We start from the raw sequence: 26,670 nt of genomic DNA, 5'->3' as shown, positions 1-26,670 counted from the left end.
ATCTTCCAGCCTACTCCCAGCCGGTGTGGCCACATGTGTCGGTGGGGCCTGTTAGCTTCCTGGGAATGCGGATCCTGCACACCTCCGACTGGCACCTGGGGCGCTCGTTCCACCGCGAGAGCCTGCTGTCCGGGCAGGCGGCGTTCGTCGACCACCTGGTCGAGACGGTGCGCGCCGAGGAGGTCGACGTGGTCGCCGTCGCGGGCGACGTCTACGACCGGGCGCTGCCGCCCGTCGACGCCGTGTCGCTGTGCAACGAGGCACTCGGCCGGCTGCGCGACGCCGGGGCCAGGACGATCCTCATCAGCGGCAACCACGACTCGGCGCGGCGGCTCGGGTTCGGCGCCTCGCTGTTCGACGCCTCGGGCGTCCACCTGCGCACCGACCCCGACCGGGCCTGGGAGCCGGTCGTCGTCGGCGACGTGGCCTTCTACGGCATCCCCTACCTGGAGCCCGAGCTGGTGCGCGGGCCGTGGGAGCTGGCCTCGCGCGGCCACACCGCCGCGATCACCCACGCCATGGACCGGGTGCGCGCCGACGCCGCCCGCCGCCGCCACTCCGTCGTCCTCGCCCACGCCTTCGTCACCGGCGGGCAGGCCAGCGACAGCGAGCGCGACATCAGCGTGGGCGGCGTCGCGCACGTGCCGCTCACCGCGTTCGACGGCGTCGGCTACGTCGCGCTCGGCCACCTGCACGGCCGCCAGCGCATGTCGGAGACGGTCCGCTACTCCGGCTCCCCGATCGCCTACTCCTTCTCCGAGGCCGGCCAGGTCAAGGGCATGTGGCTGGTCACGTTCGAGGACGGCGGCTTCACCGGCGCCGACTTCGTGCCCGCCCCCGTGCCCCGGCCCGTCGCCGTGCTGCGCGGGCGCCTCGACGACCTGCTCACCTCCCCGCGTCACGCCGACCGCGAGGACCACTGGCTGCAGGTCGTCCTCACCGACCCCGTACGTCCCCGCTCCGCCATGGACCGGCTGCGCGCCCGCTTCCCCCACACGCTCGCCCTGTCCTTCGACCCCGAAGGCGACCGCGCCGCCCCCGCCCCCGTGCGCCTCAGCGGCCGGCCCGAGGCGGAGGTCGCGCTCGACTTCGTCAGGGAAGTACGCGGCGAGCCTGCCGCACCCGACGAGGAACAGCTGCTAAGACAGGCGATCGAGGCATCCCGGGCAAAGGAGACGATGGCGTAGATGCGGCCGCACCGGCTCTCGCTGACGGCGTTCGGCTCCTTCCCCGGGTCCGAGACCGTCGACTTCGACTCCCTCGCGGAGTCCGGCCTCTTCCTCATCCACGGACCCACGGGCGCGGGCAAGACCACCGTTCTCGACGCGCTCTGCTTCGCCCTCTACGGGCAGGTTCCCGGCCAGCGCAACAGCGCCCGCAGCCTCCGCTGCGACCACGCCCCCGCCGGCACCGGGCCCTCGGTCGCCCTGGAGGTCACGCTCCGCGGCCGCCTCCTGCGCATCCGGCGCTCTCCCTCCTGGCAGCGCCCCAAGCTGCGCGGCACCGGCCACACCGAGGAGAAGGCCAAGGTCATCGTCGAGGAACGCACCGGCGCCGCCTGGCACGGCCTCACCACCCGCGCCGACGAGGCCGGCGACCTCGTCGGCGGGCTGCTCGGCATGAACGCCGACCAGTTCTGCCAGGTGGCCATGCTGCCGCAGGGCGACTTCGCCCGCTTCCTGCGCGCCTCCGGCGACGACCGCCACAAGCTCCTCGGCCGCCTCTTCACCGTCAAGACCTTCACCCAGGCCGAGACCTGGCTGGCCGACCATCGCAAACGCGCCTGGCGCGACCAGCAGGACCTGCGCCGGCAGGTCGACTACGCCGTCCAGCGCCTCGCCGAGGCCGCCACCGACCTGGCCCTCCCCTCGCCGTCCACCGAGGACCATGCGGCCCAGCTCGCCTCCTCCACCGGCGGCCACTCCGGGGCGGCCCCGGAGGACGCGGGCCGGGAGACGGCGCTGCCCGGACCCGAGGACGATCCGGTCGAGTGGGCCGGGGCGCTGCTGGCCGCCGCCCAGGCCGCCGTGCTGACCACCGCCGAACGGCATGCCGAGGCCGAACGCGCATGGCGTTCCGCGGGCGCCCGCTTCGAGGAGGCGTCCGCCCTCGCCGCCCGGCAACGCCGCCACGCCGAAGCCCTCACCCTGCGCCGCACCCTGGACGAACGCGCCGAGGAACGCGCCGAGCTCCAGGCGATCCTCGACGACGCCGCCCGCGCCGACCGCGTCGTCCCCCTGATCACCGCCGCCCGGCACCGCGCGGAGGCCGCCACCAAGGCCGCCACCCTCGCCGCCGACGCCCTGACCCGCGCCCACCCCCTCCTCCCACCCCCGAGCGCAACCCCCGCTGCGGGCAGCCGTGCCGTCACCGGGCCGCAGGTCGAGTGGCTTGCCGGGCTGGAGAGGCAGCGACGGGCCGAGAGCGCCCGCCTGTCGGAGCTGCTCACCGAAGAGGCCCGCCTGCTGGTCGTACGCCGTGACCTGGGCAGGGTCGAAACCGAGCTGGCCACCCTCGAACGCGACGACGAGGCCACCACCGCCCGCCTGGCCGAGCTGCCGCACCTCCTCCAGGAGGCCGAGACGCAGCTCGCCCGCGCCCGCGCCGACGCCGCCCGCATCCCCGCCGTGGAGGCCGTACGGGATGCCGCCGCCGACCTGATCGAGGTCGACGGCAGGCTGGCCCGCGCGGCTGCGGAGCTCGACGAGCTGGCCGAGCGGGAGGCCGAGGTGGGCGCCGCCGAGGCGGAGCTGCCCGCCCGGGTCGCCGAGGCCGCCGCGAGGCTCGACGGCGTACGGGCCGAGGCGGCGGCGATCCCGGCGGCCTCGGCGGCGCTCGACGCGGCGAGGGCGGCGCTGGCGGCGGCCCGGCGGCGTGACGCACTCGCGGCGGAGCTGGAGTCGGCGTCGGCGCATCACCAGACGCTGGTCGACCGGGCCCAGGGGCTGCGCGAACGATGGCTCGACATCCGGCAGGCGCGCATCGAGGGCATGGCGGCCGAGCTGGCCCGTGACCTGTCCGACGGGCTGCCGTGCGCCGTGTGCGGCTCCGACCACCACCCGCATCCGGCCTCCCCCACGGAGACCGCGCCCTCCCCGGACGACGAGCTGGCCGCCGAACGCGAGCACGAGGCGGCGCTGGCCGACCGGGAGGCGGCCGAGCGGACGCTGGCGTCGCTGGAGTCCCGCCTGGCCGACGCCGAGGACGCCACCGGCGGGCTCGACGCCGCCGAGGCGGAGGCCGCGGCGGCGCGGGCCGAGGACGAACTGGCCCGCCTGCACGCGATCGCCGACCGCGAGCCCGCGCTGGCCGCCGAGCTGGAGCGCATCGAGGCCGAACGCGACACGGTCAGGGACCGGGCCCGGGAGATCGGCGAGGCGCTGGCGGCGCACCGCTCCCACACCACCCACCTGCACGCCGAACGCGCCCGCCTCCGCACCCGCCTGGCCACCATCCACGTGCCCCTCGAACCCCCCGCGCCCATCCCCACCGAAACGACGGCAACCGACACCCACGACGGGCTCCCCACGCTCTCTTCGGAAGCGGAGGCGTATGAAGCGGTCGATTCGCCGACGCTCTCCTCGGAAGCGGAAGCGGAAGCGGAAGCGGAAGCGGAAGCGGAAGCGGAAGCGGAAGCGTTCGAAGGGGTCGAAGGGGTCGAAGGGGTCGAGCTCGATGCCGTGCGGGTGTTGGGGTGGGCCCAGGCGGAGTTGGGGCGGTTGCGGACGGCCGCTGCTGGGGAGGGGGAGCTGGCCGGGGCGGTGGCCGGGCTGGCGCGGGAGCGGGAGGCGTTGCAGGAGGACGCCCGGCGGGTGGCCGCGAGGCTGGCGGCGGGCCGGACACGGCAGGAGGAGCTGAGCGCCGACGCGGCCAGGCTGGCGGCGCGGCTGGACGAGGCGCGCGGCGGCGACGAGACGATCACGGCCCGCCTGTCGAGGCTGAACGACGAGGCGGAGCTGCTGCGGGAGGCGTGGGAGGCGACGCGGGCGGCGGCCGTGGCGGAGGGGGAGCGGTCCCGGGCGGCCGAGGCGGCGGAGGAGGCGGCGCGCGAGGCGGGGTTCGCGGACGCGGCGGACGCGGAGGCGGCGTCGCGCGGCGCCGCCGAGCGCGAGGAGAAGGCCGAGACGCTGCGCCGGCTCGACGCGGAGCATGCCGCGGTGACGAGCACGCTGGAGGACCCGGAGCTGGTGGCCGCGGCGGCGCGGCCGGCGCCGGACCTGGCGGGGCTGGCGGTGGCGCGGGACGAGGCGGAGCGCGTTCACACGGAGCTGGCCTCGGCGCGCGACCGCGCCGGGGCCAGGCACGCGCGGCTGCGGGAGCTGAAGGCGGAGCTGGAGGGCTGCGTGGCGCGGTGGCGGCCGGCGGCCGACCGGCACCGGCTGGCCGAGCGGATGGCGTCGCTGGCCAGCGGCACGTCCAGCGACAACCAGTGGAGCATGAGCCTGTCGTCCTACGTGCTGGGCGAGCGGCTGCGGCAGGTGGCCGACGCGGCGAACGAGCGGCTCGATCACATGTCCGGCGGCCGCTACCTGCTGCGGCACGACCTGGCGAAGACCGCCGGGTCGCGGGCGCGCTCGGGCGGCGGGCTGGGGCTGCGGGTGTACGACGGGTGGACCGGGGTGGAGCGCGACCCGGCGACGCTGTCGGGCGGCGAGAGCTTCATCACCTCGCTGGCGCTGGCGCTGGGGCTCGCGGACGTGGTGACCGCGGAGGCGGGCGGCGCGGAGATCGGCACGCTCTTCGTCGACGAGGGGTTCGGCACCCTGGACGAGGACACGCTCGACGGCGTGCTCGACATCCTCGACGGGCTGCGGGACGGCGGCCGGGCGGTCGGCATCATCAGCCATGTCGCCGAGCTGCGCACCCGCATCCCCGCTCAGCTCAGGGTCGCCAAGACCCGCACCGGTTCGACGCTGTCCGTCGTGGGGGGATAGTCACGAATCAGCAGGTGGTAGCGTTCACGTACCACTTCACAAGATGTAAGACCACATAGTGAGACGTACATGACGCAATCCCCCCGAAGTGAGGCCCCCAGCCGGACCCGGATCGCGGCCGCCAGCCTGGCCGGCACCGCCATCGAGTTCTACGACTTCTACATCTACGGCACCGCGGCGGCGCTGGTGCTGAACACCGCGTTCTTCCCCGAGATGGATCCGCTGGCCGGGAGCCTGGCCGCGTTCTCGACGTTCGCGGTGGCGTTCATCTCCCGGCCGCTCGGGTCGGCGCTGTTCGGGCACTGGGGCGACCGGATCGGGCGCAAGTCCATGCTGGTCGTGTCGCTGCTGGTCATGGGGCTGTCCACGATCGTCATCGGGCTGCTGCCCGGCTACACGGCCATCGGCGTCGCCGCGCCGGTGCTGCTGGTGCTGCTGCGGTTCACGCAGGGCATCGGGCTCGGCGGCGAGTGGGGCGGCGCGGCGCTGCTGGCCACCGAGCACGCGCCGCCCGGCAAGCGCGGCCTGTACGCGATGTTCCCGCAGCTCGGGCCGTCGGTCGGGTTCATCGCGGCCAACGGCCTGTTCCTGATCCTCGGCGCGACGCTCACCGACGAGCAGTTCGGCTCGTGGGGGTGGCGGGTGCCGTTCGTGGCGAGCCTGCTGCTGGTGGTCGTCGGGCTGTACGTGCGGCTGAAGATCTCCGAGACGCCGGTCTTCCAGGCGGCGATGGACGAGCGGCGGATCGCCAAGGTGCCGTTCGCCGGCCTCATGCGCCACCAGTGGCGGCGCGTCCTGCTCGGCGCCGGCGCGATGGTGATCGCGTACACGCTGTTCTACACGGCCACCACCTACTGCCTGGCGTACGGCACCGGCACGCTGGAGATCCCGCGCACGACCATGCTGGCGCTGACGATGATCGGCGTGGTGTTCATGGCGGCGGGCACCGTGGTGTCGTCGATCGTGTCGGACCGGCTCGGCCGCCGCCGCACGCTCATCACCGGCACGTCCGTGGCAATCGCGTGGGGGCTGGTGATGTTCCCGCTGATGGAGACCCGGTCGGTGCCGCTCGTCGGCGTCGCGCTGGCGGGCGCGCTGGCGCTCATGGGCCTGGTGTTCGGGCCGATGGGCGCCTACCTGCCGGAGCTGTTCCGCACCGAGTTCCGCTACAGCGGCGCCTCGGTCGCCTACAGCCTGGGCGGCGTGCTCGGCGGAGCGGTGCCGCCGCTGGTGGCGACCAGCATGCAGGCGAGCGGCGTCGGCGTGTTCGGCGTCGGCGTGTACGTCTCGGCGATGGCCGCGCTCAGCCTGCTCTGCATGATCGCCCTGCCCGAGACCGGCGACGAGACCCTGTAGACCCCCGGGAGACCCGGTCGCGTAGACCCCGGGAGACCCGGTCGCGGGCCGCTACACCGGCCCGCCGACCGGCTGGGCCGGCCGCTCCACGTAGGCGGCCAGCGCCCGCACCCGCTCGGCGTGCTCGTCGTGGCCGACGATCACCGGCGGCTCGTTGTACGGCATCGCGTCGGACGAGCGCCGCAGCTTGATGTACTGGCCGCAGGCGTCGATCGCGTACGGCTCCATGTCGTCCTGAAGCGCGCCGATCACCGTGATCCCGTACGTCTCGCCGATCCGCCGGAACAGCGCCACCGCCTCCCGGCGATGCTCCTTGCCCAGGTTGCGGCCCAGCTCGTCGAGCACCAGGCACAGGTGGCCGCCGCCGGAGGAGGCGATCGCCGCCGCGCACACCAGCTTGACCGCCTTCTCGTCCATGAGCGCGGTGTTGGCCCGCCGGTTGTACGGGACGAAGCCCTGCCCCTCGCCGCGCCGCCACTTCGGCGTCACCCGCCACTGCCAGCGCTGCTCCGGATCGGCCGGCGCGGGCGGCACCGGGAACTCCAGCGTCGCGCCGTAGCCGCCGTAGGAGGTGTCGAGCTTCTCGAACTCCTCCGCCACCCGCTGCAACCGCGCCTTGATCGCCGCCGTCAGCGCCGCCCGGTGCACCGCCGTCGACTGCGCCGCCTCCTCCGCGCCCTTGTCGGCCGCCGCCAGGTCACGCTGGCGGGACACGATCTGCGCCTCGATCTGCCGCCGCTGGTGCTTCTCGTACTCCTCCTGACCCCGCAGATAGGACGCCAAAGCACCGCACACCGCCGCGAACGTCGCCTGCTCGCGCGCCGTGCTGCCGCCCCGCTCGTCCAGCAGGAACCGCAGCTCCTCCGGGATCTCCGCGTCCTCCTCCGGGAACGTGTCACGCAACGCCTGGTCGAACTGCCGCTCCGCGGCCCGCCACCACTCGTCGGCGGTGCGGCCCCGCTCCTCCTCGGGCAGCGCCCGCACCCACTCGCCGGCCGTCTCGACGGTGCCGCCCCACTCGGCGGCCAGCGCGTCGAGCCGCAGCGCCTCCCGCTCGCCGCCGACCCGCGCCTCCTGCTCGCGGGCCTGCGCCCGCTCCGCCTCGTGCCGCTGCCGCCTGCCCTCCAGCCGCTCGATCTCCATGTCACGGGTGCGGGCCCGGAAGTCGAGCGAGGACGCCTGCCGCTCGGCCTCGGCGACCTGCGGCGTCAGCTCCTCCAGCGCCGCCGTCAGCTCGCCCAGCCTGGCCCGCCGCTCCGCCAGCCGCCCTTCGAGCTCGCCGAGCCGCACACCGGCCTTCGCCCCGTCGAGCCGCCGCTGCGCCTGCGCGACCGTCTCCTCCGCGTCGTGCACGGCCTGCGCGGCCGTCTCCTGTACGTCCATCGCCCGGTTCAGCCGCTGACCGGCGGCCTTGATGCGCGCCTCCCGGCCCGTCGCCACCCCGTCGAACGCCCCCACCACGCTCACCCCGGCGGCGCTGACCAGCACCGAACCGGGCAGACCGGACAGCGCCTCGGCGGCCTCGCCCAGCTTGGCGGCGTCGACGACCACCGCGTGCTCGCCCGGCCAGCCGCGCAGCTCGTCCACCCGCAGCGAGCCGCGGGCCTGCTCGGCCACGTCCAGCGCGTCCAGCAGGCCCGTCGCGCCCACGCCCGCCGCCGCCAGCGCGTCGAGCTGCGCGGCGGCCGGGCCGCCCTCGGCGTCGTCCAGCGCCGCCCGCGCCGAGGCCACCTCCTGGTCGGCCACGCCCAGCGCCTTGAGCGCCTCGTTCAGCCGCAGCCGCGCCGCCGCCAGCTCCCGCTCCGCCGCCGGCACGTCACGCCCGTCGGCGAAGCGCCGCGCCTCCTCCAGCGCCGGGATCATCCCGCGCAGCTCGTCGGCCGAGTTCTCCGCCACGGCCCGGTCGGCGTCGAGCTTGGCCGCCCGCGCCTGCAACGCCGCCAGCTCCCTGCGCGCCTCCGTCACGCCCCGGTCCAGCGAGTCGTCCTTCAGCGTCGCGATCTCCGCCTTCACCAGCGCGATCGCCTCCGCCGCCGCCTCACCGGCCGCCCGATGCCGCGCCAGCTCACCGGCCAGCGCCTCGTCCTTCGCGGCGGCGTCGGCCAGCTTGCGCGCCTGCCGCCCCCGCCAGCACCGCAACGCCTCGGCCAGTCGTACACGAGCCTGGTCACGCCGGTCGAACGTGGCCAGCAACGCCTTCGACTCCGCCTCGAACTCCGCCAGCCGCTCACCCGCCAGCACCGCCCGCACCCGCTTGGCGTGCTCGTCGCGCCGCGCCTCCCGCTCCTGCTCCAGCTCGGCGTCCAGCCCCGTCAGCGCCGCGATCGCCTCGAACACCCGCTCCGGCGAGATCTCGTTCAGCGGCTGCGACAGCAGGTTCGTCGCCACCTTGCTGCGCACGCTCGTCGACAGGAACGACACGCACCGCACCCGGTCGCCGTACAGCACCTTCGTCAGGTCACGCGCCACCACGTCCCGCCGCCCCGCCGACCGCGGCAGCGAACCCCACAGCTCGTCGGCCCGCGCCACCCGCTCCGCCTCCGACGCAGCCGCGGCCAGATGCACCCCGGCCCGCCACCGGATCTCCAGATGCGGAGCCTCCTGGTTGACCCGCAACCAGACCGTCACTGGCCCGCTGGAGTCGTCCGGCACCTCGAACAGCTCCCCGTCGTCCCCCGCCGCCGCCACCGGCTCGGCCGGAGCCGCGAACTCCCGCATCCCCGGCGGCCCGAACACGCCCACGATGTAGCCGTGATCGGCGCTCGCCCACTGCCGCGCCCCGGCCCCGCTGGCCAGCTCCGCGTTGAACAGCAGCTCCGACACCGCCTTCGCCCCCGACGCGAACCGCCACTGCTCGTCACCCAGCAGCGCCGTGATCGAGGCGATGAACGAGGACTTGCCCGCCCCGTTGGAGTCCTTCGGGCCCGCCCCCGCCACCACGATCAGCGTCCCCGGCACCGTCGGCACCGGATGGGTGGACAGGCGGGAGATGTTGACCGCTTGCACAGCGACCAGCACGCGATCCCCGACGACGTTCTCCACCTGCGCCACTTCAGCTCCCCGTAACCTTCCATGCGTCCTGATCCTCGACCTGACCCGCGCCCTGGTCCGCGTCCTGGTCCGCGTCCTGGTCCACGTCCTGGTCCACGTCCTGACCCACGGCCTGATCCGCGTCCTGATCCACGGCCCCGCCCGTCCGGCGGGCCGTCCCGCTCGTCACCTGGCCGTCCTCCGAGCCCGTACGGCCGCCGCCAGCGGGGTGTCGGGGCCCGCGGCCAGGATCAGCTCCTCCTGCAGCCGCCGCCGCGCCGCCGGGGTGAGCCGGTGGAACTGCGGGCCCGGAACGTAACCACCCGCCTCCTCACCGGCCTTCACCTGCGCCAGCAGCCCGGCGTGCCGCAACGTCCGCAACGCCGACTCCAGCTCGCCGATCGGCAACTGGGTGTGGCGGCGCAGCTCGTCCACCGGCGTCGGGTGCGGCGACAGCCACGAGTCCTCCGGCAGCAGGCCCTCGGCGCGCGGGATCGCCACCGAGTGCACCAGCACCAGCGTCAGCACCGCCCGCTCACTCTCCCCGAGCCCCTGTCCCGGCCCTTGCGCCCCGCTCCTGCCACCTCCGGCGTGCGCGGGCCGATCCGACCGCCGCCCGTCCACACCCGGCTCCGACGGCTCGGCGTCGGCGGGCTGCTCCGCAGCGGGGGCGCGGTGCAGCGCGGCGATCTCGTCGTCATAGCCGGAGATCCAGCGCTCACGGTGCTGGACCAGCACGCGACCCCGCCGGGCCAGCATCGCCGCCAGGGTGTGGCGCAACGCCGGATCGCGCAGGGCGGCGAACCTCGCCTCCTGCACGGGCTCGGCCGCATGCTCCACCACCATGAACGCGGCCACCAGCTCGGCCCGCCGCCGCTCGTCATAGGCGTCCAGCAGATCGCCGAACTCGGCCACCCCCGCCTCCACCCGCCCCCCGGCCCCGGCAACCCCCTCCACCAGAGAGCCCTCCGCCCTAAGCCGCACGTCCTGCGCAGGCTGGACATCCTGCGCGGGCTGGGCGTCCGGCACGGGCTGGGCGTCTCGCGCGGACTCCGCGTCCCGCACGGGTTGCTCATCCTGCGGAAGCTGCGGGTCCTGCGCGGGTTGTCCGGCCTGCGGAGGCTCAGCGTCCCGCCCGACCGGCGGGGACTGCCCGGCCCGCGGGGCCTGCGCGTCCCGTTCGGCCTGGACCGGGTGCTCGTCCTGCGGTTGTGTGTCCCGTACGGGCTGGTGGTCCTGTGGGGGGTGCCCGTCCTGCACCGCGTCCGGCTGCCCGGGCGGGGGCGGGTCGTGGGGCTCGGTCGTTTCGGGGGCGTCGTGGCCCGGGGTGGGGGTGGACGGTGTCCGCGCTGGTGGGGCCGTCGATAGCGGTACCGCTATCGACGGCGGCGCCGGGCGGGCGGCGGCGACGAGGTCGGCGTCGGCTACGACCGTGAGGGCCCGGCGTTCCGGCTCGGGGATGCGGCGGACCAGCTCCTGGAGGACGGCGTGGGACTCCACCGGCCACAGGGCGCAGCGCGGCCCCAGGGAGACGATGCCGTCGGACATCGACACCCAGGCCGAGTCGTGCAGGCGGCGCAGCGCGCCGATCGCCCAGTTGCGCATCAGGTCGTCGGTGCGGCCGATCAGCGCGCGGTAGGTGTCGAGCACGCGCTCCAGCGGCGCCGGGTCGCCCGGCCACGGGTCGGTCGTGTGGTCGTTCCAGCAGCACTTGAGCACGGCGGCGAGGACGCGGCGGGTCTCACCGGAGCGCTCCACGGGCATGGGCGGGACCTGGTGCTCCTCCAGCAGCGACGGCGTGACCCCGTCGGGCCAGACGGGGAGCGCCTGGCCGGTGGAGTCGGGCCTGGTCAGCCGGGTCATCCCGGCGGGGGCCGCCTCCGTGGCCCTCAACGTCAGCGGTCCCTCGACCCTGGCCCGCGCATGCGCCACCGCACCGGCTGTCACCTGCGACGCTGCCTTCAAGGCCGTGCCCCCAGCCCGGCGCCCCTCCCGAGGGAACGATCCGGCCGGCGCGCGGCGGCCGTCCTTGGAGGAGGGCCCCGCCAGGGGACGGCCCCCGTCCGGGGAAGGCGAGGGCGGCGTACGGCGCGGGTCCGCTGGGGAGGGGCCGGACGCGGAAGGGTGGGCCTCGGCGGCGGTGGGCGCGGAGAGCGTGCGGTCCGCGGCCGGGGAGGGCGGGTCCGACGGTGGGTGGTCGGCAGGGGGCCGGGGCGGGGTGGTCATGGGGTGCGCTCCAGGTGGCCGTGGGAGAGCCAGGCGGGCTCGCGGGACGGGTCGAGGGTGAGGCCGTCGGACCAGGCCAGCCGGTAGGGCAGTTCGGGACGCAGGTCGATGCTCGTCAGGTCGGCCAGCAGGCGCCGGGCCGAGGGCCAGTCGGAGTCGATGACGTCGGCCAGCGCGACCCGGGAGGCGCCGCCGAGCAGGGACTCGGCCAGGGCGGTCAGGCGTTCGGCGGCGGCCGTGGGTGAGGAGTCGAGCGAGCCTTCGGGGCCGGGGTCGGGCAGGGTGGAGCGCGGGGGAGTGGGCTGGGCGGGGGCGGGGCGCGGGGCCTCGTCGACGGCGCGGGCGATGGCGGCGGGGTCGTGCCAGGGCGCGGGGGCGTCGAAGAGGAAGCCGTCGAGCACGGCGGCGAGCCGCTCCCTGGACGCGGTCTGGGCGAAGGTGCGCCACGTCTCGGTGGGCAGGAGCGTGAGGTTGCGGGTGGTGCCGGCGGAGTCGGCGAGCCGGCCGGCGGCGCGGCGGGAGGCGTCGCTGTAGGAGTAGATGGCGGCGCGCAGGTCGGTGCAGACGCGGTCGAGCTCGGGCCAGCGGGTGAGGATGGTGCCGTGGAGGCTCTGGGCGCGGTGCGCGATCTCCTCGGTGCCCCACAGCTTGGGGGCCTGCTCGCGCAACTCCTCGATGGTGCCGGTGGTGAGCGTGATCAGCTCCAGCGCCCACAGGCGGAAGGCGCGGGCGAGGTTGACGGCGCTCTGCCGGGCTTCCTCCATGGTGGTGCGCGGGTCGGCGACGTTGAGGTCTTCGAGGGCGAGCAGCCGGTGCATCTCCGACTGGCCGCCGTCGTCCATCATGCGCCTGATGAACATGAGCCCGACGACGCTGGTGAACGACGCGCGGTAGCGCAGCTGGTTGGGTTTGGGGAAGACCTCGCGGATGGCGCCGAGCCCCTTGAGGACGCGCAGCCGGTTGTCGAACTGGTCGGCCGGGTGGGCGCGGCAGGCGAAGCGCATCTGGTCGTGCGTGAGCCATTCCTCGCCGGCTTCGGCGAACGCGGCGAACAGCGTCTCGGCGATGTCGACGAGCGCGGGGTCGTCGACCACGGCCCCGCTGTCGCGGGCCAGGGCCGCGAACATGCGGCGGTAGGTCGACAGCACCGCCTCGTCGGTGAGCGCGGAGTCGAGGGTCAGGGGCTGCTCTGGCACGCGCACTAAGGTACGGCCTCGCGCCGACATTCCTTGCCCGCATGCGCGTGCTACCGGGGCACGCTAGGGTGACCCCTGATACATACGGGGGCAAACGCACAGTAATCAGTACGACGGAGTGAGTAATCGCATGCGCGTACTCCGAGGCGATCGGGCGACGGCTCTGATCGCGGGGGCGGCGGCGGTCATCCTGGCTGGGGCGGCGGCGTTCTTCGGTGTGGGCGTGTCGAGCGCCAACCCGAAGCTGGCCGACGTCGGAGCCTGGCTGTGGACCGCCGCGCGAGGCAAGATCGTGCACGTCAACGGCCTCTCGGGGGAGGTCGACGGCTATCTCGACGACAAGGCGGGCAAGCAGCTCAAGGTTGTTCAGGACGGCTCGCACGTGCTGCTGGTCGACGAGCGCACCGGCTACGTGAGCCGGATCGAGCCCAGCCAGCTCACCGTCACGCAGTCGCGCGACTTCGGCGCGGCCGGCGTGCAGCTCGCGCTGTCGGGCGACACCGGTTACGCGGTGAACCCGAAGGGCGAGGTCCAGCGGATCGACCCGCTCACTCTCAACACCGTGGGCGCGCCGCTCGCGCTGCCCGGCCCGCTGGGCGCGGCCCGCATCGACGGCGCCGGCACGCTGTGGGTGCCCGTCACCGCGAAGGGCGAGGTGGTGCCGGTGTCCGGCGGCGTGGCCCGTACACCGGTGAAGGTCGGCGAGCCCGGCGAGGAGCTGGCCGTCACCATCGCGGGCTCGGTCCCGCTGATCGTCAACACACGCGCCGCCACGGCCACGCTCGTCGGCGCCGACGGCGGCGTGGGCGAGATCCTGCTGCCGAAGGAGGTCGCGCAGGCGGCCGAGGGCGGCGTGCTCACCCCGGCCAGCACCGAGGGCCCGCTGGTGCCGGTGCTGACGGCGGGCGACTCGGGGCTGCTCGTGGTGATCGACACCGCGTCCAACTCGGTGCTCACCACCCGGTTCGAGGCGTCCGACCCGGCCGCGCTCGGCGTGCCGCAGGTGCTCGGCTCCAAGGTGTACGTGCCGGACCGCAGCAGCGGCGCCCTGATCGTCTGGGACAGCGCCGACGGCGGCCGGCCCACCACCCTCCAGGTGGCGCAGGGCCCCGGCGAGGTGGACGTGTTCGTCAAGGACGGGCTGCTCTGGGCCAACGACGAGAACGGCGACAAGGCCATCGTCATCGACCCGGAAGGCCGCAAGCACGACATCGACAAGGACGACTCCGACGTCCCGGGCCCGACGAACACGCCCAGGCCCAAGACGCCGAAGCCGGAGCCCACGCAGACCCAGGAGCAGGAGCGGCCCGCCACGTCCGAGCCGGACCCGCGGCCCACCCGGACGGAGGAGGTGGAGGCCGAGCCGGACCCGGAGCCGACCCGTACGAGGACCAGGAAGCCGGTCGCGACGCCCACGCCGACCCCCACGCCCACGCCGGCGCCGTCCGCGACGCCGCCCGGCAAGCCGGGGGCCGTGACCGCCAGGACCGGGCCGGGCCGGGTGGACATCAGCTTCAGCCCGTCCGCGGGCGGCGAGGTGGAGCGCTACACGCTGAAGGTGGACGGCGGCGACGGCAGCGTCACGCCGCAGCAGGTGGACGCGGGCGGGCCGTTCCGGTTCGAGTTCACCGGGGGCGACTGCGCGGGCGAGTACACGTTCACCGTCGTCGCGCACTGGTCCGGCGGCGAGGTCGCGTCCGACCCGAGCGCCGGGGTCAAGCCGTGCGTGGCGCCTGGCCCGCCGTCGGGCTTCGCCGCCAAGGCCAAGAACCGGGGCGCCGACCTGACCTGGAGCGCCCCGGAGAACGCCGGCCAGGACGTCACGTACGTGCTGTCGGGCGCGGCGGACAAGGACGGCATCAGCGGCACCTCGTACGGGGTCGAGGGCCTGAAGAACAACCAGAAGCACACGTTCACGCTGAAGGCGAAGAACGCGGCGGGGGAGAGCCAGGAGGCCGTCACCGCCGAGGTGGACCTGGCCTACCCGAGGCACGCCTATCAGAACGCCTACAACGACGAGACCAACACCAAGATCAATTCGTGTGCCACGGGGAACTGCCAGATCGGCCAGATCGACAAGGGGAAGTACCTCAGCCTGACAGTGATCTGCCAGGTCAAGGGCATGTCGGTCAGCGAGAAGCAGTCCGGGGAGACCAGCGACATCTGGAACAGGATCGAGTGGAACGGCGGCGTCGGCTACATCAGCGACACCCTGATGAAGACGCCGCGCGGCGGCTTCCCGGCGGCCCCGCTCTACGAGTGCACCGACTGAGAAGGGGACTCGGTTGACGCATTACAGCCACCAGCAGCACGGTCACGAGCAGCCCGCGCAGCTCGCCGGCCAGTTCGCGCAGCGCTTCCAGCTGCTCGCGACCAACATCGAGCACGTCATCCGTGGCAAGCGCGAGGCCGTCGAGCTGGCGCTGATCTGCCTGTTCGCCGAGGGGCACCTGCTCATCGAGGACGTGCCGGGCACCGGCAAGACGACGCTGGCCAGGTCGATCGCGGCCAGCGTGGACGCCGAGTGGCGGCGCGTGCAGTTCACGCCCGACCTGCTGCCCAGCGACATCACCGGCGTGTCGATCTTCAACCAGGCGCACCAGAAGTTCGAGTTCCACCAGGGGCCGGTGTTCGCCAACATCGTGCTCGCCGACGAGATCAACCGCGCCTCGCCGAAGACGCAGGCGGCGCTGCTGGAGGTCATGGAGGAGCGCCGCGTCACCGTGGACGCCGAGCCGCACCCGGTGCCCCGGCCGTTCCTGGTGGTCGCCACGCAGAACCCGGTCGACATGGACGGCACCTACCCGCTGCCCGAGGCCCAGCTCGACCGCTTCCTCATGCAGATCTCCGTCGGCTACCCCGACCACGCGTCGGAGGTGCAGGTGCTCAAGGGCATGCCCACCGGCCCGCAGGTCGAACGGCTGCCGGTCGTCGCCCGCGCCTCCGACGTCGCCGGGATGATCGACTTCGCGACCCGCATCCACGTCGCCGACCCGGTCTACGACTACATCGTGGCGCTCTGCGCGGCCACCCGCACCAGCCCGCACCTGCGGCTCGGCGCGAGCCCGCGCGGCAGCCTGGCCCTGCTGCGGGCCGCCCGGGTCAAGGCCGCCGCCGCCGGACGCCACTACGTGGTGCCCGAGGACGTCAAGGCGCTGGCCGTGCCCGTGCTGGCCCACCGGCTGATCCGCACGCCCGAGGCCGAGCTGCGCGAGGTCACCGCCGCCGGGGTGCTCGGCGAGCTGCTCGCCGGGATGCCCGTGCCCCAGGCGGCCTAGTGCTGACGCCGCTCGGCTGGGGGACGCTCGCCGGCTCGGCCGCGCTGTACGCGGCCGGGTTCGCGCTCGGCTATCCGGAGCCCGTCGTGCTCGCCACCGGCGGCCTGCTCGCGCTGGCCGCCGCGCTCGCCTGGACCGCGCCCAGGCCCAGGCTGGAGGTGCGGCGCGAGGTGACGCCGCTGAAGGTGCCGCGCGGCGAGGCCGCCGTCGCCGTCCTGCACGTGCGCAACCTCGGCGGGCGAGGCCTGAGCGGGCTGCGCGCCCACGACCGGATCGGCGCGTCCGAGCACGCCGTGGACCTGCCCCGGCTGCCCAGGGGCGGCGCCAGGACCGTCTCGTACCCGCTGCCCACGCAGGTGCGCGGCGACATCCCGATCGGCCCGCTGACGCTCGTGCGGGCCGACCCGCTGGGGCTCACGCGCCGCGTCAGGGAGTACGGCGAGGCCGCGAGGCTCCTGGTCCGCCCGCGCACGGCCGCCCTCACGGTGCCGCCGTCCGGCAGGGCGCACCACCTGGAGGGCCCTGCTAGCGACAACGCGCCCAGCGGCACCGTCACCTTCCACACGCTGCGCGAGTACGTCGTCGGCGACGACCTGCGGCACGTCCACTGGCGCTCCAGCGCCCGCACCGGCACGCTCATGGTCCGCCAGCTCATCGACGCCAGCCTGCCCACGACCACGGTCGTCCTCGACACCCGCGACCTCACCGAGCTCGCCGTCGACGCCGCGGCCTCGGCGGCCGTCGCGGCGGCCGGGGCGGGGTTCCCCGTCCGGGTCGTCACCGGCGACGGGCCGGTGGCCGAGACCAAGTCCGACGGCGAGCTGCTGCTCGACCGGCTCGCCCTGGTCGGCCCCGGCACGACGGGCGTCACGGAGGCGATGCGGCTGGCGCGCGGTGGCGGCTCGCTCGTCCTCGTCACCGCCGACCCCGCCGAGGCGGGCCGCGTCGCCGGCGTCCGCCGCCGCTTCGACCGCGTCATCTGCGTGTACGTGGGCGCGGGAGCCGTCAGCGCGCCCGGCGTCACCGTGATCCCGCTGGCCGAGCTCGACGCGCTGCCGCTGCTGTGGGGGGCCAGATGACCCCGGCGACCGCGCGCACTTGGCACCGGCTCGCCGGTCTCGCGCTCGTCGTCGCCCTCGCCGGGACCGCCGGGTGGGGGTTCCACCGGGTGTTCGCCGGCACCGGGCTGATCCTCGCGATCGTGCCCGCCGCCGTCGCTCCCGCGCTGGTCGCGGCGCTCACCCGGAGCCGGCCGCTCTGGCTGGCGCTGCTGCTCGACGTGGTGCTGTGGTTCGCCGGGACGATCCCGCTCTACGGCGGCCCGGCCCCCGGGGTGTTCGCGGACGTGGCCAACGCCTGGCAGGGGCTGCTCACCACGCTGCTGCCCGCCCCGCCGGAGCCGCGCCTGCTCGTGCTGGCGCACACGCTCGTCTGGGCCGCCGCCGTCGTCGGCGCCGAGGTGCTCAACCGCACCCGCACCCGCCTGGCCGCCGCCCTCCCGGCCCTGGTCGTGTACGGGGTCGCGCTGCTGCTGGGCGTGGACGGCGAAGGCTCCAACCTGCCGGTGGCCGGCGCCCTCCTCGTCCTCGTCGTCGCCCTCGCGCTGGTCAGGGAGGGACGCCCGGCGCTCTGGCTGCTCGCGGGCGTGCCCGCCGGGGCCGCGCTGGCCGCGCTCGCCCTGGTCGCCGGGCCGCTGCTGCCCATCGCCGCCGAGCCGTACAACCCGCGCGAGAACGCCGAGCTGCCGCCGCCCCGCCGCGTCGACAGCGTCAGCCCGCTCGACCGCGTGTCGGCGTGGCTGCAGATGCCCGACCGCGACCTGTTCACCGTCAAGGCCGACAAACCGCTCAACTGGCGGCTGGCCGTGCTCGACCGCTACGACGGCGTCCGGTGGACGTCCGCCGCCCGTTTCCAGCCGACCGGCGGCCGGGTGCCCGAGGGCGAGTGGGACGGCCCGGCGGAGACCGTACGGCAGAGCGTCACGTTCAGCGGGCTGCCGGGCACCTGGCTGCCCGCGGCCGAGCGGCCGGTCGAGGTCACGGGGGTGCGCGGGCTGGCCGTCGACCCCGGCAGCGGCGCGCTGATCGCCGAGGTGAAGCCGGGCAAGGGGTTCGCCTACCAGGTGACCTCGCGGGTGGCCAAGCCGTCCAAGCAGGACCTGCTCGACGCCGCGCCCGTCGCCGACGCGTCGCTGACCGCCTTTCCCGCGGGGCCGCAGCGCAAGCTGTTCACGGAGCTGGCGCAGGAGGCGACCAAGGGCGCGGACGCGCCGATCAAGCAGGCGTACCGGTTGCAGAGCTACCTGCGGGCCAACGCCGGGTACGACGTCAAGGCGCCGCCGGGGCACTCGCTCAAGGGGCTGGAGTTCTTCCTGGAGACCACGCACCGGGGGACGTCGGAGCAGTTCGCGTCGGCGTTCGCGCTCATGGCCAGGACGCTCGGGCTGCCGTCGCGGGTGGTGGTGGGCTTCCGTCCCGGCGAGGCCGGTCCTGACGGCGTTTATCACGTTAAATCGGGACATGTGATGGCGTGGGCGGAGATCAAGTTCGACAAGCTCGGCTGGCGGCCCTTCTACCCCACACCCGGCCGGAGCGGCTCCAAGGACGACCACGACGTGGTGTCGTCCGCCATCCAGGAGAGCGAGAAGCTCGCGGGCGAGTTCACCCAGGGCGGCACCAGCAAGCCCAAGCAGTCGCGCCCGACCCGTACGGGGACCGGCGACGCGTCCGAAGGCGGCCTCCCGCTCTGGCTGATCGCCCCGGCGGTCCTCGCCGTGCTGCTGGTGGCGTACCTGGGGGTGGCGGCGGCGCGGCCGTGGTGGCGCAGGCGCGCCCGCCGCAACGCCCCCGCGCCGGGCCAGCGGGTGCTCGGCGCGTGGCGGCAGACCTGCGACGACCTGGGGCTGCGCGACGCGCGTACGCTGACCGCCGAGGAGGTCGTGGCCCGCTCCGGCGCCGTCAGCCCCGACCTCCGGCCGCTGGCCGACATCACCAACTTCGCCCGCTACGCCCCCGAGGACGTCGGGTCCGCCGCCGCCGACGAGGCCTGGCGGCGCAGCGACGCCGTACGCCTGGCCGTACGCGCCCGCACCCCCCTCACCGCCCGCCTCCGCGACCGGATCCTTCTACGATGACCGGCATGCGCAGCGTGGAAGCCCAGCTCCTGCACCGCCCGCCGGGACTCGGCGCCGGCGACGTCGTCCGGCACCTGCTCGCCGTGCAGGCCCAGGACATCGTCTCCGCCCTGCTGGCCTTCCGCGCCCGCTCGGCGACCCTCACCCGCGCGGACGTCGAGGCCGCCTGGCACTCCCGGGAGATCGTCAGGACGTGGGGGCCGCGCGGCACCCTCCACTTCGTCCACCGCGACGACCTGCCCTGGGTCCACGCGCTCACCCGCAACGACACCGCCGCGCGGCGCCGCCTGGCCCAGGAAGGCGTCACCGGCGACGACCTCCTCCCGCTGATCGGCCGCGCGCTCGCCGGCCAGGGCCCGCTCACCAAGGCCGACCTCGCCGAACGCCTGGCGGGCCGGGCGAGCGGCCAGGGCATCGTCCACCTGGTCGCGCTCGCCGCCCACCACGGCCTCGCCGTCCTCGGCCCGCCGCGCGGTGGCAAGCCCACGTACGTGCACGCCGCCGACTGGCTCGGCGCGCCCGTCACCCCCGAGCCGGACCGCGACCGCGCCCTCGCCGAGCTGGGCCTGCGCTACCGCCGCGCCCACCACCCGGCCGGGCCCGAGGACCTGGCAGCCTGGTCGGGCCTGTCTCTCGGCGCCGCCCGCGCCGCCTGGCGCGTCCCCGCGCCCGCCGCCCCCGCCCCGCAAGAGCCGGTGGTACGCCTCGCGCCCGCCTTCGACGAGTATCTGCTGGGCTGGAAGAGCCGCGACCCGATCCTCCCGCCCGAGCACGCCCGCGCGGTCTTCCCCGGCGGCGGCCTCCTGCGCCCCGTCGTCATCGCCGGCGGCCGGATCGCGGGCACCTGGACACGCAAGGCCGCCGCCGTCACGGTCACCCCGTTCGCCGGCCTCCTCGACCCGGGCTCCCTCGATGCGGAGATCGCCGACGTCCGCCGCTTCCTGGGCGCGGCGGGCTAGCTCGCCGGACGGGCGCCCCTGATGCAGGCGGGCTTGGACCAGGCCACCGTGCTGCTCTCCGCGATGTCCAGCGGGACGCCGACCACGAAGCAGTAGCCCTGGTCCGGGTCGAGGCCGCCGATGCGGGCCGAGGTGGCGCCCGCCTCCACCGGGGTGAGCGGCTGGCCGCCCTTCTCCACCGGCGAACGCTGCACCACCACCGGGTAGCGGCGGGCCTTGGCGGTCAGCGCCCACGACAGCTCGACCAGCGCGCCCCGGTCGGAGGTGACCTTCACCTGGCGGGGGGCCAGCGCGGCGACGCTGCGCCGGTCGATCGTGGGAGCCTCCGACTGTGACTGGGGCTCCGACGTGCCGGACCGGGCCGTGGGCAGCGTTGCCGGAGGGTCGGCGCGTTGCAGGGAGAGCCACACGGCCAGGACCGTGCCCGCCACGGCCACCGCCGTGACGCTCGCGGTCACCGCCACCTTGACGCCCAGCCGCGAGGTCCGCTGCGGGGGAGGGGGCTCGTACCCGGCGGGACGGGTGACGCGCGGGGCCGCCGACTGCTGCCACGCCGTCGCGCCCCCGGCCCCGCTCCCGGTCCCGGTTCCGCCCGGCGCCCCCGGACCCGCACCGGGCGGCGGACCGTACGACGCGAGCTGCGGGACGGTGGGCTGCGGGACGACGGCTTGGGGGGCGGCGACCTGAGGGACCGCAGGCTGAGGGACCGCAGGCTGAGGGGCGGCGGGCTGGGGCGCGGCGGGCTCGCCGAGCAGGTCCGTCACCGGCAGCCCGAGCTCCGCCTGCACCTGCCGCAGCCGCTGCCCGAACTCGCGCGCCGACCCGTAACGCAGCTCCGGCTGCTTGGCCATCGCGCGCAGCACCGTCCGCGTCACCACGGGCGGCACGTCGGGCCGGTCGATCGGCGGCGGCTCCGCGCTCAGCACCCGGTACATCAGCGGCGCGATCGACGGGTCCGTCGGGCTGTGGAAGGCGGGCTGCCCGGCCAGCAGGTGGTAGAGGGTCGAGCCGAGCGAGTAGACGTCGGTGGACACCGAGTGCGGCTGCCCGGTCAGCACCTCGGGCGCGGCGTGCAGCGGGGTGAACGCCTGCGAGGTAGCGGAGATCTCCGCCGAGTCGACGACCCGGGCCACGCCGAAGTCGGCCACGGCCGGCTCCCCGTAGCGGGAGATGAGGATGTTCTGCGGCTTGATGTCGCCGTGCAGGACGCCCGCCTCGTGCACGGCGGCGAGCGCGCCGGCGAGCTTGACGCCGGTGCGCAGCACCTCGGCCACCGGGAACGGGCCCTCGTTGCGGAGCTTGTCGCGCAGCGAGCCGTTCTCGAAGAAGTCCATGGCGATGTACGGCTTGCCGGAGCGGGTCACGCCGGTGTCGAAGACCGTCACCACGTTGGGATGGCCGGTGAGGCGGCCGGTGAGCTGGAGCTCGCGCTGGAAGCGGCGCATCGTGCGCTGGTCGACGCGGTCGACCGACAGCACCTTCAGCGCCACGACCCGGTCGAGGCGCTCCTGGTAGGCGCGGTAGACGACGGCGAACCCGCCCTGGCCGGCCTGATCGAGTACCCGGTAACCGGGCGCGTCCTCGACTGGCAGCACAACTTCCCCCCTGTCACGGGAGAGTTTAGTGTGAAATTTCGGGACGTCAGAGTGGATTCATCAAGTACCCGCCGGCCACCACCGACGCCCCTGCCACCAGGAGGAAGAAGAACACGTAGAACCCGCCGGGGAGGAACGTCAGCCGCGCGAGCTGGTCGGCGTCGGAGTCGCGCGCCTGCCGCCTGCGCCGCTTGCGCTGCAGCTCCACGATCGGCCGCACCCCGCCGAACAGCAGGAACCACGACACCCCCAGCGCCACGCCCTGCTGCACCCCGGCCGGCGCGTACATGACCAGCGCGAACACCGCCCCGCCCGTCACCAGCAGGATGAGCGCCCCGTACAGGTTGCGGACGAGCAGCAGCATGCACACCAGGAACGCGAGCATCCCCCAGACGAGCAGCGTGATGCGGCCCTGCTCGGTCAGCCAGGCGGCGGTCAGCCCGAGCAGCGACGGCGCGAGGTAGCCGGCCAGCGCGGTGAGCACCATGCCGGGCCCGGTGGGCCGCCCCCTGGTCAGGGTCACGCCGGAGGTGTCGGAGTGGAGCCGGATGCCCTCCAGCTTGCGCCGGGTGAGCAGCGCCATCACGGCGTGCCCGCCCTCGTGGGCGATGGTGATCAGCCCCCGGGACAGGCGCCAGGGCGCGGTGAAGGTGACGATCGCGAGTGCCGCCAGCCCGGAGACGGCCACGATCCACGGATCGGGGGCGTCCTGGACCTGGATCAGCTGAGCCCAGAGCTTGTCCATCGAGGAAAAACCCTATCCATGTATGGTCACGACTGTGCTCACAGAACATGATTCTGCGGTTCCGGGGTGGTGGCGGGCGCTCGGCCTGCCCGGCCTGGTGGACCTGCACGTGCACTTCCTGCCCGAGCGGATGGAGCGCCGGGTGTGGCACCACTTCACCCACGGCGGCCCGCTGATGGGGGACGGCTGGCGGATCACGTACGCCTGGCCGGTGGCCGAGCGGGTGGCCCGGCTGCGCGAGCTGGGCCTGCTCGCCTTCCCCGCGCTGGCGTACGCGCACCGCCCCGGCATGGCGGCCGACCTCAACGACTGGACGCTCGGCTTCGCCCGCCGCACGCCCGGCTGCGTCCCGTCCGCGACCTTCTACCCCGAGCCGGGGGCCGAGGCGTACGTGCGGCGCGCGCTGGAGGAGGGGGCGCGGATCTTAAAGGTGCACCTCCAGGTCGGCGGCTTCGACCCGCGCGCCCCCGAGCTGGAGGCGATCTGGGGGCTGCTGGCCGAGGCCGGAGTGCCGGTGGTCGTGCACGCCAGCGCCGTCCCGGTGCCCGGCGGCCACCTCGGCGCCGGGCCGATCGGCGACGTGCTGCGCCGCCATCCCCGGCTGCGGGTGGTGATCGCGCACCTCGGCATGCCGGACTACGCGGCGTTCTTCGAGCTGGCCGGGCGCTACGAGCGGGTGGCGCTGGACACCACGATGGCGCTGACGGACTTCGCGGAGTTGGGCATGCCGTTTCCTCGAAGACTTCTCCCGGCCCTGCGTGATTTCGGAATCGCTGGGAAGATTGTCCTCGGCAGTGATTTCCCGACCATCCCCCATCCGTACGCCCACCAGCTCCAGGCCCTCGACCGGCTCGACCTAGGCGACGACTGGCTGAGAGCCGTGTGCTGGAGCAACGGCCTGGCCATGATCTGATATCAGGGTGAACGATCCGCACGTGGCGCTGATCAGCGCTTTCTACGAGGCTCTGGGCCGCGCCGACTACGCGGCCATGCGACGGTGCTACCACCCGGACGTGAGCTTCGGTGACCCGATCTTCCAGGAGGTGGAGGGCCGCGAGCGCGTGATGGCGATGTGGCGCCTGCAGCTCGGCGTGCGCGACGGCCTGGCGTCCACCTACCGTGACGTGCGGGCCGACGAGTTCTCCGGCAGCGCCCACTGGACCGCCCGCTACACCTTCCACCGCACCGGGCGGCTGGTGGTCAACGAGATCGACGCGCTGTTCCGGTTCGAGGACGACCTGATCGTCCGGCATCATGACGAGTTCGACTTCAAGCGCTGGTCCAGGATGGCGCTGGGGCGGCCGCACGGCCTGCTGTTCGGCTGGACCCCCATGTGGCGCAAGACCATCAGGGACCGGGCCCAGCAGGAGCTCGACAACCTGCAGACCTAGGAGGTGGCATGGCGAAGGTGAAGGGGTTCAGACGCGGCGGGGGCCGCGAGGAGGCGCCCGAGCACTCCATGGACCCGCGAGCCGGGGAGGAGCCGCCCTACCAGCCCACGGTCATCAACAACACGATCTACCGCGACGGGCGGATCGTCGCCTGCCCGGCCTCGCTCGCCGACGCGTTCGCCCACCTCAAGGAGAACCCCGGCGACATGGCCTGGATCGGCCTGTACCGCCCGAAAGAGTGGGAGCTGGTCAAGCTCGCCGAGGAGTTCGAGCTGCACGAGCTGGCGCTGGAGGACGCCATCGTCGGCTCCCAGCGGCCCAAGGCCGACCGCTACGGCGACACCCTGTTCGTGGTGCTGCGCGCCGCCCGCTACCTCGACGACGTCGAGGAGGTCGCGTTCGGCGAGCTGCACGTCTTCGTCGGCCCCGACGTGGTGATCACCGTACGGCACGCCGAGGCGCCCGACCTCCAGGCCGTGCGCAAGCGCATGGAGTCCGACCCCGACCTGCTCCGGCAGGGCCCCCAGGCCGTGCTGTACGCCATCCTCGACGCGGTCGTCGACGGCTACGCCCCCGTGGTGGCCGGGCTGCAGACCGACATCGAGGAGATCGAGGCGCAGGTCTTCGGCGGCGACCCGGCCGTCTCACGCCGCGTCTACGAGCTGTCCGGCGAGGTCATCGAGTTCCAGCGGGCCACCGCGCCGCTGTCGCGGATCATCGACGGCCTCATCGCCGGGGCCGACAAGTACGGCCTCGACGACGAGCTGCGCAGCTACCTGGGCGACGTGAGCGACCACGCCATCACCGTCAACGAGCGGCTCGGCTCGTTCAAGCAGCAGCTCCAGAACATCCTGCTGGTCAACTCGACCCTGGTGAGCCAGGCGCAGAACGAGGAGATGGCCAGGATGACCCAGGTCAGCATCCAGCAGGGCGAGGAGGTCAAGAAGATCTCCGCCTGGGCGGCCATCCTGTTCGCCCCGACGGTGGTGGGCGGCGTCTACGGGATGAACTTCGACGTCATGCCGGAGACGCACTGGGCGTTCGGCTACCCGTTCGCGATGGCGCTCATGGTCGCCAGCTGCGTGACCCTCTACGTGATCTTCAAGAAGCGCGACTGGCTGTGAGCGCCACGGCGGCGTCGCGGCTGATCAGTCGGGGAAGGCCGTGAGCGCGCGCTGGGCCTCGGCCACCGTGCCGGCCAGCTCGGCCGCGAACACCGGCACCCGATCGGCGGCGAACCGCGTGGTCGGCACCGAGATCGACAGCGCCGCCACCGCCGTCCCGTTGCCGTTGCGCAGGACCGCGCCGATCGCCGACACGCCCTGCTCGGTGCCCTCGACGTTGAGCGCGTAGCCGCGCGCCCTGATCTCGTCGAGCTCCCGCAGCAGGGCGGCGCGCTCGGGCCCAGGCAGGTCCGGGTAGAGGCCGAGGACGTCGTCGCGGGGCAGCGTGGCCAGCAGGGCCTTGCCGCCGGACGCGCCCCGGGCGGGCAGGATCGTGCCCCTCCTGTCGCCCACGTGCAGGATCTGCGAGGACTCCACGCTGTCGAGGAAACGCGCCTCCGTGCCGATCCTGACCATGAGGTTCACCGTCTCCTGCGTCCGCGCGCACAGCGCCTCCATCGCGGGCCGCACCAGGGCGCGCAGCTCGCGCAGCGCCGAGTCGCCGGGGTGCGCCTGCCGGGAGGTGAGGAAGGGCCCCGGCAGATAGGTGTGATGCTCGTCCTGGACGGCGAAGTCGCGATAGACCAGCATGGCCAGCAGGCGGTGCGCGGTGGAGCGGGCGATGCCCAGCTCCCTGGCCACGTCGCTGACCTTGAGCCGCCCCTGGTCGCGCAGCATGTGCAGGATCAGCAGCACGTTGTCGACAGAGCCCAGCGGGTAGGCGGGCCTGTTCTTCATACCAGAATGCTAGTGCGGGACCCGGAATCCGGGGCCTAGCGTTGGGCCCGTTCGAGGGAGTGCCCCACGATCGGGAGGGAACCTGCGTGAAGCTCGCCACCCTGCGCCTGCCGCGTCGTACCGCCGCCGTGCGGATCGACGGCGATCTCGCCGTCGAGGTCGGCTCGCCCGACGTCGGCGCGCTGCTCGCGCACCACGACTGGCGCGAGCGGGCGTCGGCCGCCGACGGCGCCCGTCACCCGCTGACCACCGCCGACCTGGCGCCCGTCGTGCCGCAGCCCGGCAAGATCATCTGTGTCGGGCTGAACTACCGCGCGCACATCTTGGAGATGGGCCGCGAGCTGCCCGCGTATCCGACGCTGTTCGCCAAGTTCGCCGACGCGCTGATCGGCCCGTACGACGACATCGAGCTGCCGGCCGTCTCCGACGCGGTCGACTGGGAGGCCGAGCTCGCCGTCGTCATCGGCGCGGACGTCCGCCACGCCACGCCCGAGCAGGCCGGGGCCGCGATCGCCGGCTACGCGGTGTTCAACGACGTGAGCGTGCGCGACTACCAGAACCGCACGGCGCAGTGGCTGCAGGGCAAGACGTTCGAGGCCACCACGCCCTTCGGCCCCTACCTGGTCACGCCGGACGAGCTGGAGGGCGAGCTGGAGGAGGGCGGGCTGGCCATGCAGTGCGAGGTCGACGGGGAGGTGGTGCAGCAGGCCGACACCGCCGACCTGGTGTTCCCGCCTGCCGAGCTGATCGCGTACATCTCGGGGATCGTCACGCTGCGGCCGGGCGACGTGATCGCGACCGGCACGCCCGGCGGCGTGGGCCACGCCCGCCGGCCGCCGCGCTACCTGGGCGACGGCAGCAAGCTCGTGACCCGCATCGCCGGCCTCGGCGAGCAGGTCAACACCGCGCGCCGCCTCGGCTGACCC

The 26,670-nt window shown here is 74.3% G+C and carries 19 protein-coding genes; 12 read left to right on the top strand and 7 right to left on the bottom strand.

Features of this window, described 5'->3' with window-relative positions; translation table 11 throughout:
* Window positions 1–65 precede the first annotated feature (65 nt).
* From AB0J53_RS05645 to AB0J53_RS05635, 3 genes are all read left to right on the top strand, one after another.
* Window positions 66–1,187: an exonuclease SbcCD subunit D gene (locus AB0J53_RS05645; protein ID WP_364168876.1), complete on the top strand. Its 1,122-nt coding sequence runs from the start codon at window positions 66–68 to the stop codon at window positions 1,185–1,187.
* A complete protein-coding gene (locus tag AB0J53_RS05640) occupies window positions 1,188–4,934 on the top strand; it encodes an SMC family ATPase (RefSeq protein WP_364168874.1) in 3,747 nt (1,248 codons plus the stop codon). It abuts the gene before it with no gap.
* Between the two features lie 69 nt (window positions 4,935–5,003).
* Entirely contained in the window at window positions 5,004–6,290 is a 1,287-nt protein-coding gene (locus tag AB0J53_RS05635; RefSeq protein ID WP_364168872.1) for an MFS transporter, read from the top strand.
* Between the two features lie 51 nt (window positions 6,291–6,341).
* On the opposite strand, the gene AB0J53_RS05630 is transcribed toward AB0J53_RS05635, so the two are convergent.
* From AB0J53_RS05630 to AB0J53_RS05615, 4 genes are all read right to left on the bottom strand, one after another.
* Entirely contained in the window at window positions 6,342–9,341 is a 3,000-nt protein-coding gene (locus AB0J53_RS05630; RefSeq protein WP_364168870.1) for a chromosome partitioning protein ParA, read from the bottom strand.
* Window position 9,342: 1 nt separating this feature from the next.
* A complete protein-coding gene (locus tag AB0J53_RS05625; RefSeq protein ID WP_364168868.1) occupies window positions 9,343–9,510 on the bottom strand; it encodes a hypothetical protein in 168 nt (55 codons plus the stop codon).
* Window positions 9,507–11,213, bottom strand: a complete 1,707-nt coding sequence (locus tag AB0J53_RS05620) for a hypothetical protein (RefSeq protein ID WP_364168867.1) — start codon at window positions 11,211–11,213, stop codon at window positions 9,507–9,509. The genes AB0J53_RS05625 and AB0J53_RS05620 overlap by 4 nt, the downstream gene beginning before the upstream one ends.
* Window positions 11,214–11,542: 329 nt before the next feature.
* Window positions 11,543–12,742 (bottom strand): hypothetical protein, encoded by a 1,200-nt coding sequence (locus tag AB0J53_RS05615; protein WP_364168865.1) that lies wholly within the window; start codon window positions 12,740–12,742, stop codon window positions 11,543–11,545.
* Between the two features lie 130 nt (window positions 12,743–12,872).
* On the opposite strand from AB0J53_RS05615, the gene AB0J53_RS05610 reads away from it, so the two are divergent.
* Genes AB0J53_RS05610 through AB0J53_RS05590 form a run of 5 tightly spaced genes read left to right on the top strand, consistent with a single transcriptional unit; the run spans window position 12,873 to window position 20,112 of the window.
* Window positions 12,873–15,014, top strand: coding sequence for a hypothetical protein (locus AB0J53_RS05610; RefSeq protein WP_364168863.1), 2,142 nt, complete (start codon window positions 12,873–12,875; stop codon window positions 15,012–15,014).
* A 13-nt stretch (window positions 15,015–15,027) separates the two neighbouring features.
* The gene (locus tag AB0J53_RS05605) at window positions 15,028–16,020 is read left to right on the top strand and encodes a MoxR family ATPase (RefSeq protein WP_364168861.1); all 993 of its coding nucleotides are present in this window, start codon (window positions 15,028–15,030) and stop codon (window positions 16,018–16,020) included.
* Entirely contained in the window at window positions 16,020–17,099 is a 1,080-nt protein-coding gene (locus AB0J53_RS05600) for a DUF58 domain-containing protein (RefSeq protein ID WP_219511696.1), read from the top strand. The genes AB0J53_RS05605 and AB0J53_RS05600 overlap by 1 nt, the downstream gene beginning before the upstream one ends.
* Window positions 17,096–19,153, top strand: coding sequence for a DUF3488 and transglutaminase-like domain-containing protein (locus tag AB0J53_RS05595; RefSeq protein WP_364168859.1), 2,058 nt, complete (start codon window positions 17,096–17,098; stop codon window positions 19,151–19,153). The genes AB0J53_RS05600 and AB0J53_RS05595 overlap by 4 nt, the downstream gene beginning before the upstream one ends.
* A 5-nt stretch (window positions 19,154–19,158) precedes the next feature.
* The gene (locus tag AB0J53_RS05590) at window positions 19,159–20,112 is read left to right on the top strand and encodes a winged helix DNA-binding domain-containing protein (RefSeq protein ID WP_364168857.1); all 954 of its coding nucleotides are present in this window, start codon (window positions 19,159–19,161) and stop codon (window positions 20,110–20,112) included.
* Here the strand turns inward: AB0J53_RS05590 and AB0J53_RS05585 are convergent.
* Window positions 20,109–21,707, bottom strand: a complete 1,599-nt coding sequence (locus AB0J53_RS05585) for a serine/threonine-protein kinase (protein WP_364168855.1) — start codon at window positions 21,705–21,707, stop codon at window positions 20,109–20,111. The genes AB0J53_RS05590 and AB0J53_RS05585 overlap by 4 nt on opposite strands.
* A gap of 46 nt (window positions 21,708–21,753) precedes the next feature.
* On the bottom strand, window positions 21,754–22,452 hold the full coding sequence (locus AB0J53_RS05580) for a M50 family metallopeptidase (RefSeq protein ID WP_364168853.1): 699 nt from the start codon (window positions 22,450–22,452) through the stop codon (window positions 21,754–21,756).
* A 34-nt stretch (window positions 22,453–22,486) separates the two neighbouring features.
* On the opposite strand from AB0J53_RS05580, the gene AB0J53_RS05575 reads away from it, so the two are divergent.
* From AB0J53_RS05575 to AB0J53_RS05565, 3 genes are read left to right on the top strand one after another with little or no spacing between them, the layout of a single operon-like run.
* A complete protein-coding gene (locus AB0J53_RS05575) occupies window positions 22,487–23,365 on the top strand; it encodes an amidohydrolase family protein (RefSeq protein ID WP_364168851.1) in 879 nt (292 codons plus the stop codon).
* Between the two features lie 7 nt (window positions 23,366–23,372).
* Window positions 23,373–23,843 (top strand): nuclear transport factor 2 family protein, encoded by a 471-nt coding sequence (locus tag AB0J53_RS05570; protein WP_308126079.1) that lies wholly within the window; start codon window positions 23,373–23,375, stop codon window positions 23,841–23,843.
* Window positions 23,844–23,851: 8 nt separating this feature from the next.
* Window positions 23,852–24,967: a magnesium and cobalt transport protein CorA gene (locus AB0J53_RS05565; protein ID WP_219511708.1), complete on the top strand. Its 1,116-nt coding sequence runs from the start codon at window positions 23,852–23,854 to the stop codon at window positions 24,965–24,967.
* 24 nt (window positions 24,968–24,991) lie between these two features.
* On the opposite strand, the gene AB0J53_RS05560 is transcribed toward AB0J53_RS05565, so the two are convergent.
* Window positions 24,992–25,744 (bottom strand): IclR family transcriptional regulator, encoded by a 753-nt coding sequence (locus AB0J53_RS05560; protein WP_364168850.1) that lies wholly within the window; start codon window positions 25,742–25,744, stop codon window positions 24,992–24,994.
* A gap of 86 nt (window positions 25,745–25,830) precedes the next feature.
* On the opposite strand from AB0J53_RS05560, the gene AB0J53_RS05555 reads away from it, so the two are divergent.
* Window positions 25,831–26,667: a fumarylacetoacetate hydrolase family protein gene (locus tag AB0J53_RS05555; protein ID WP_364168848.1), complete on the top strand. Its 837-nt coding sequence runs from the start codon at window positions 25,831–25,833 to the stop codon at window positions 26,665–26,667.
* Window positions 26,668–26,670 lie beyond the last annotated feature (3 nt).

The organism is Nonomuraea sp. NPDC049725 (assembly GCF_040674795.1).
Classification (GTDB): Bacteria; Actinomycetota; Actinomycetes; order Streptosporangiales; family Streptosporangiaceae; genus Nonomuraea; species Nonomuraea ceibae.
Note: the sequence above shows the minus strand (reverse complement) of the source record. Positions and strands in the feature narration are given on the sequence as shown.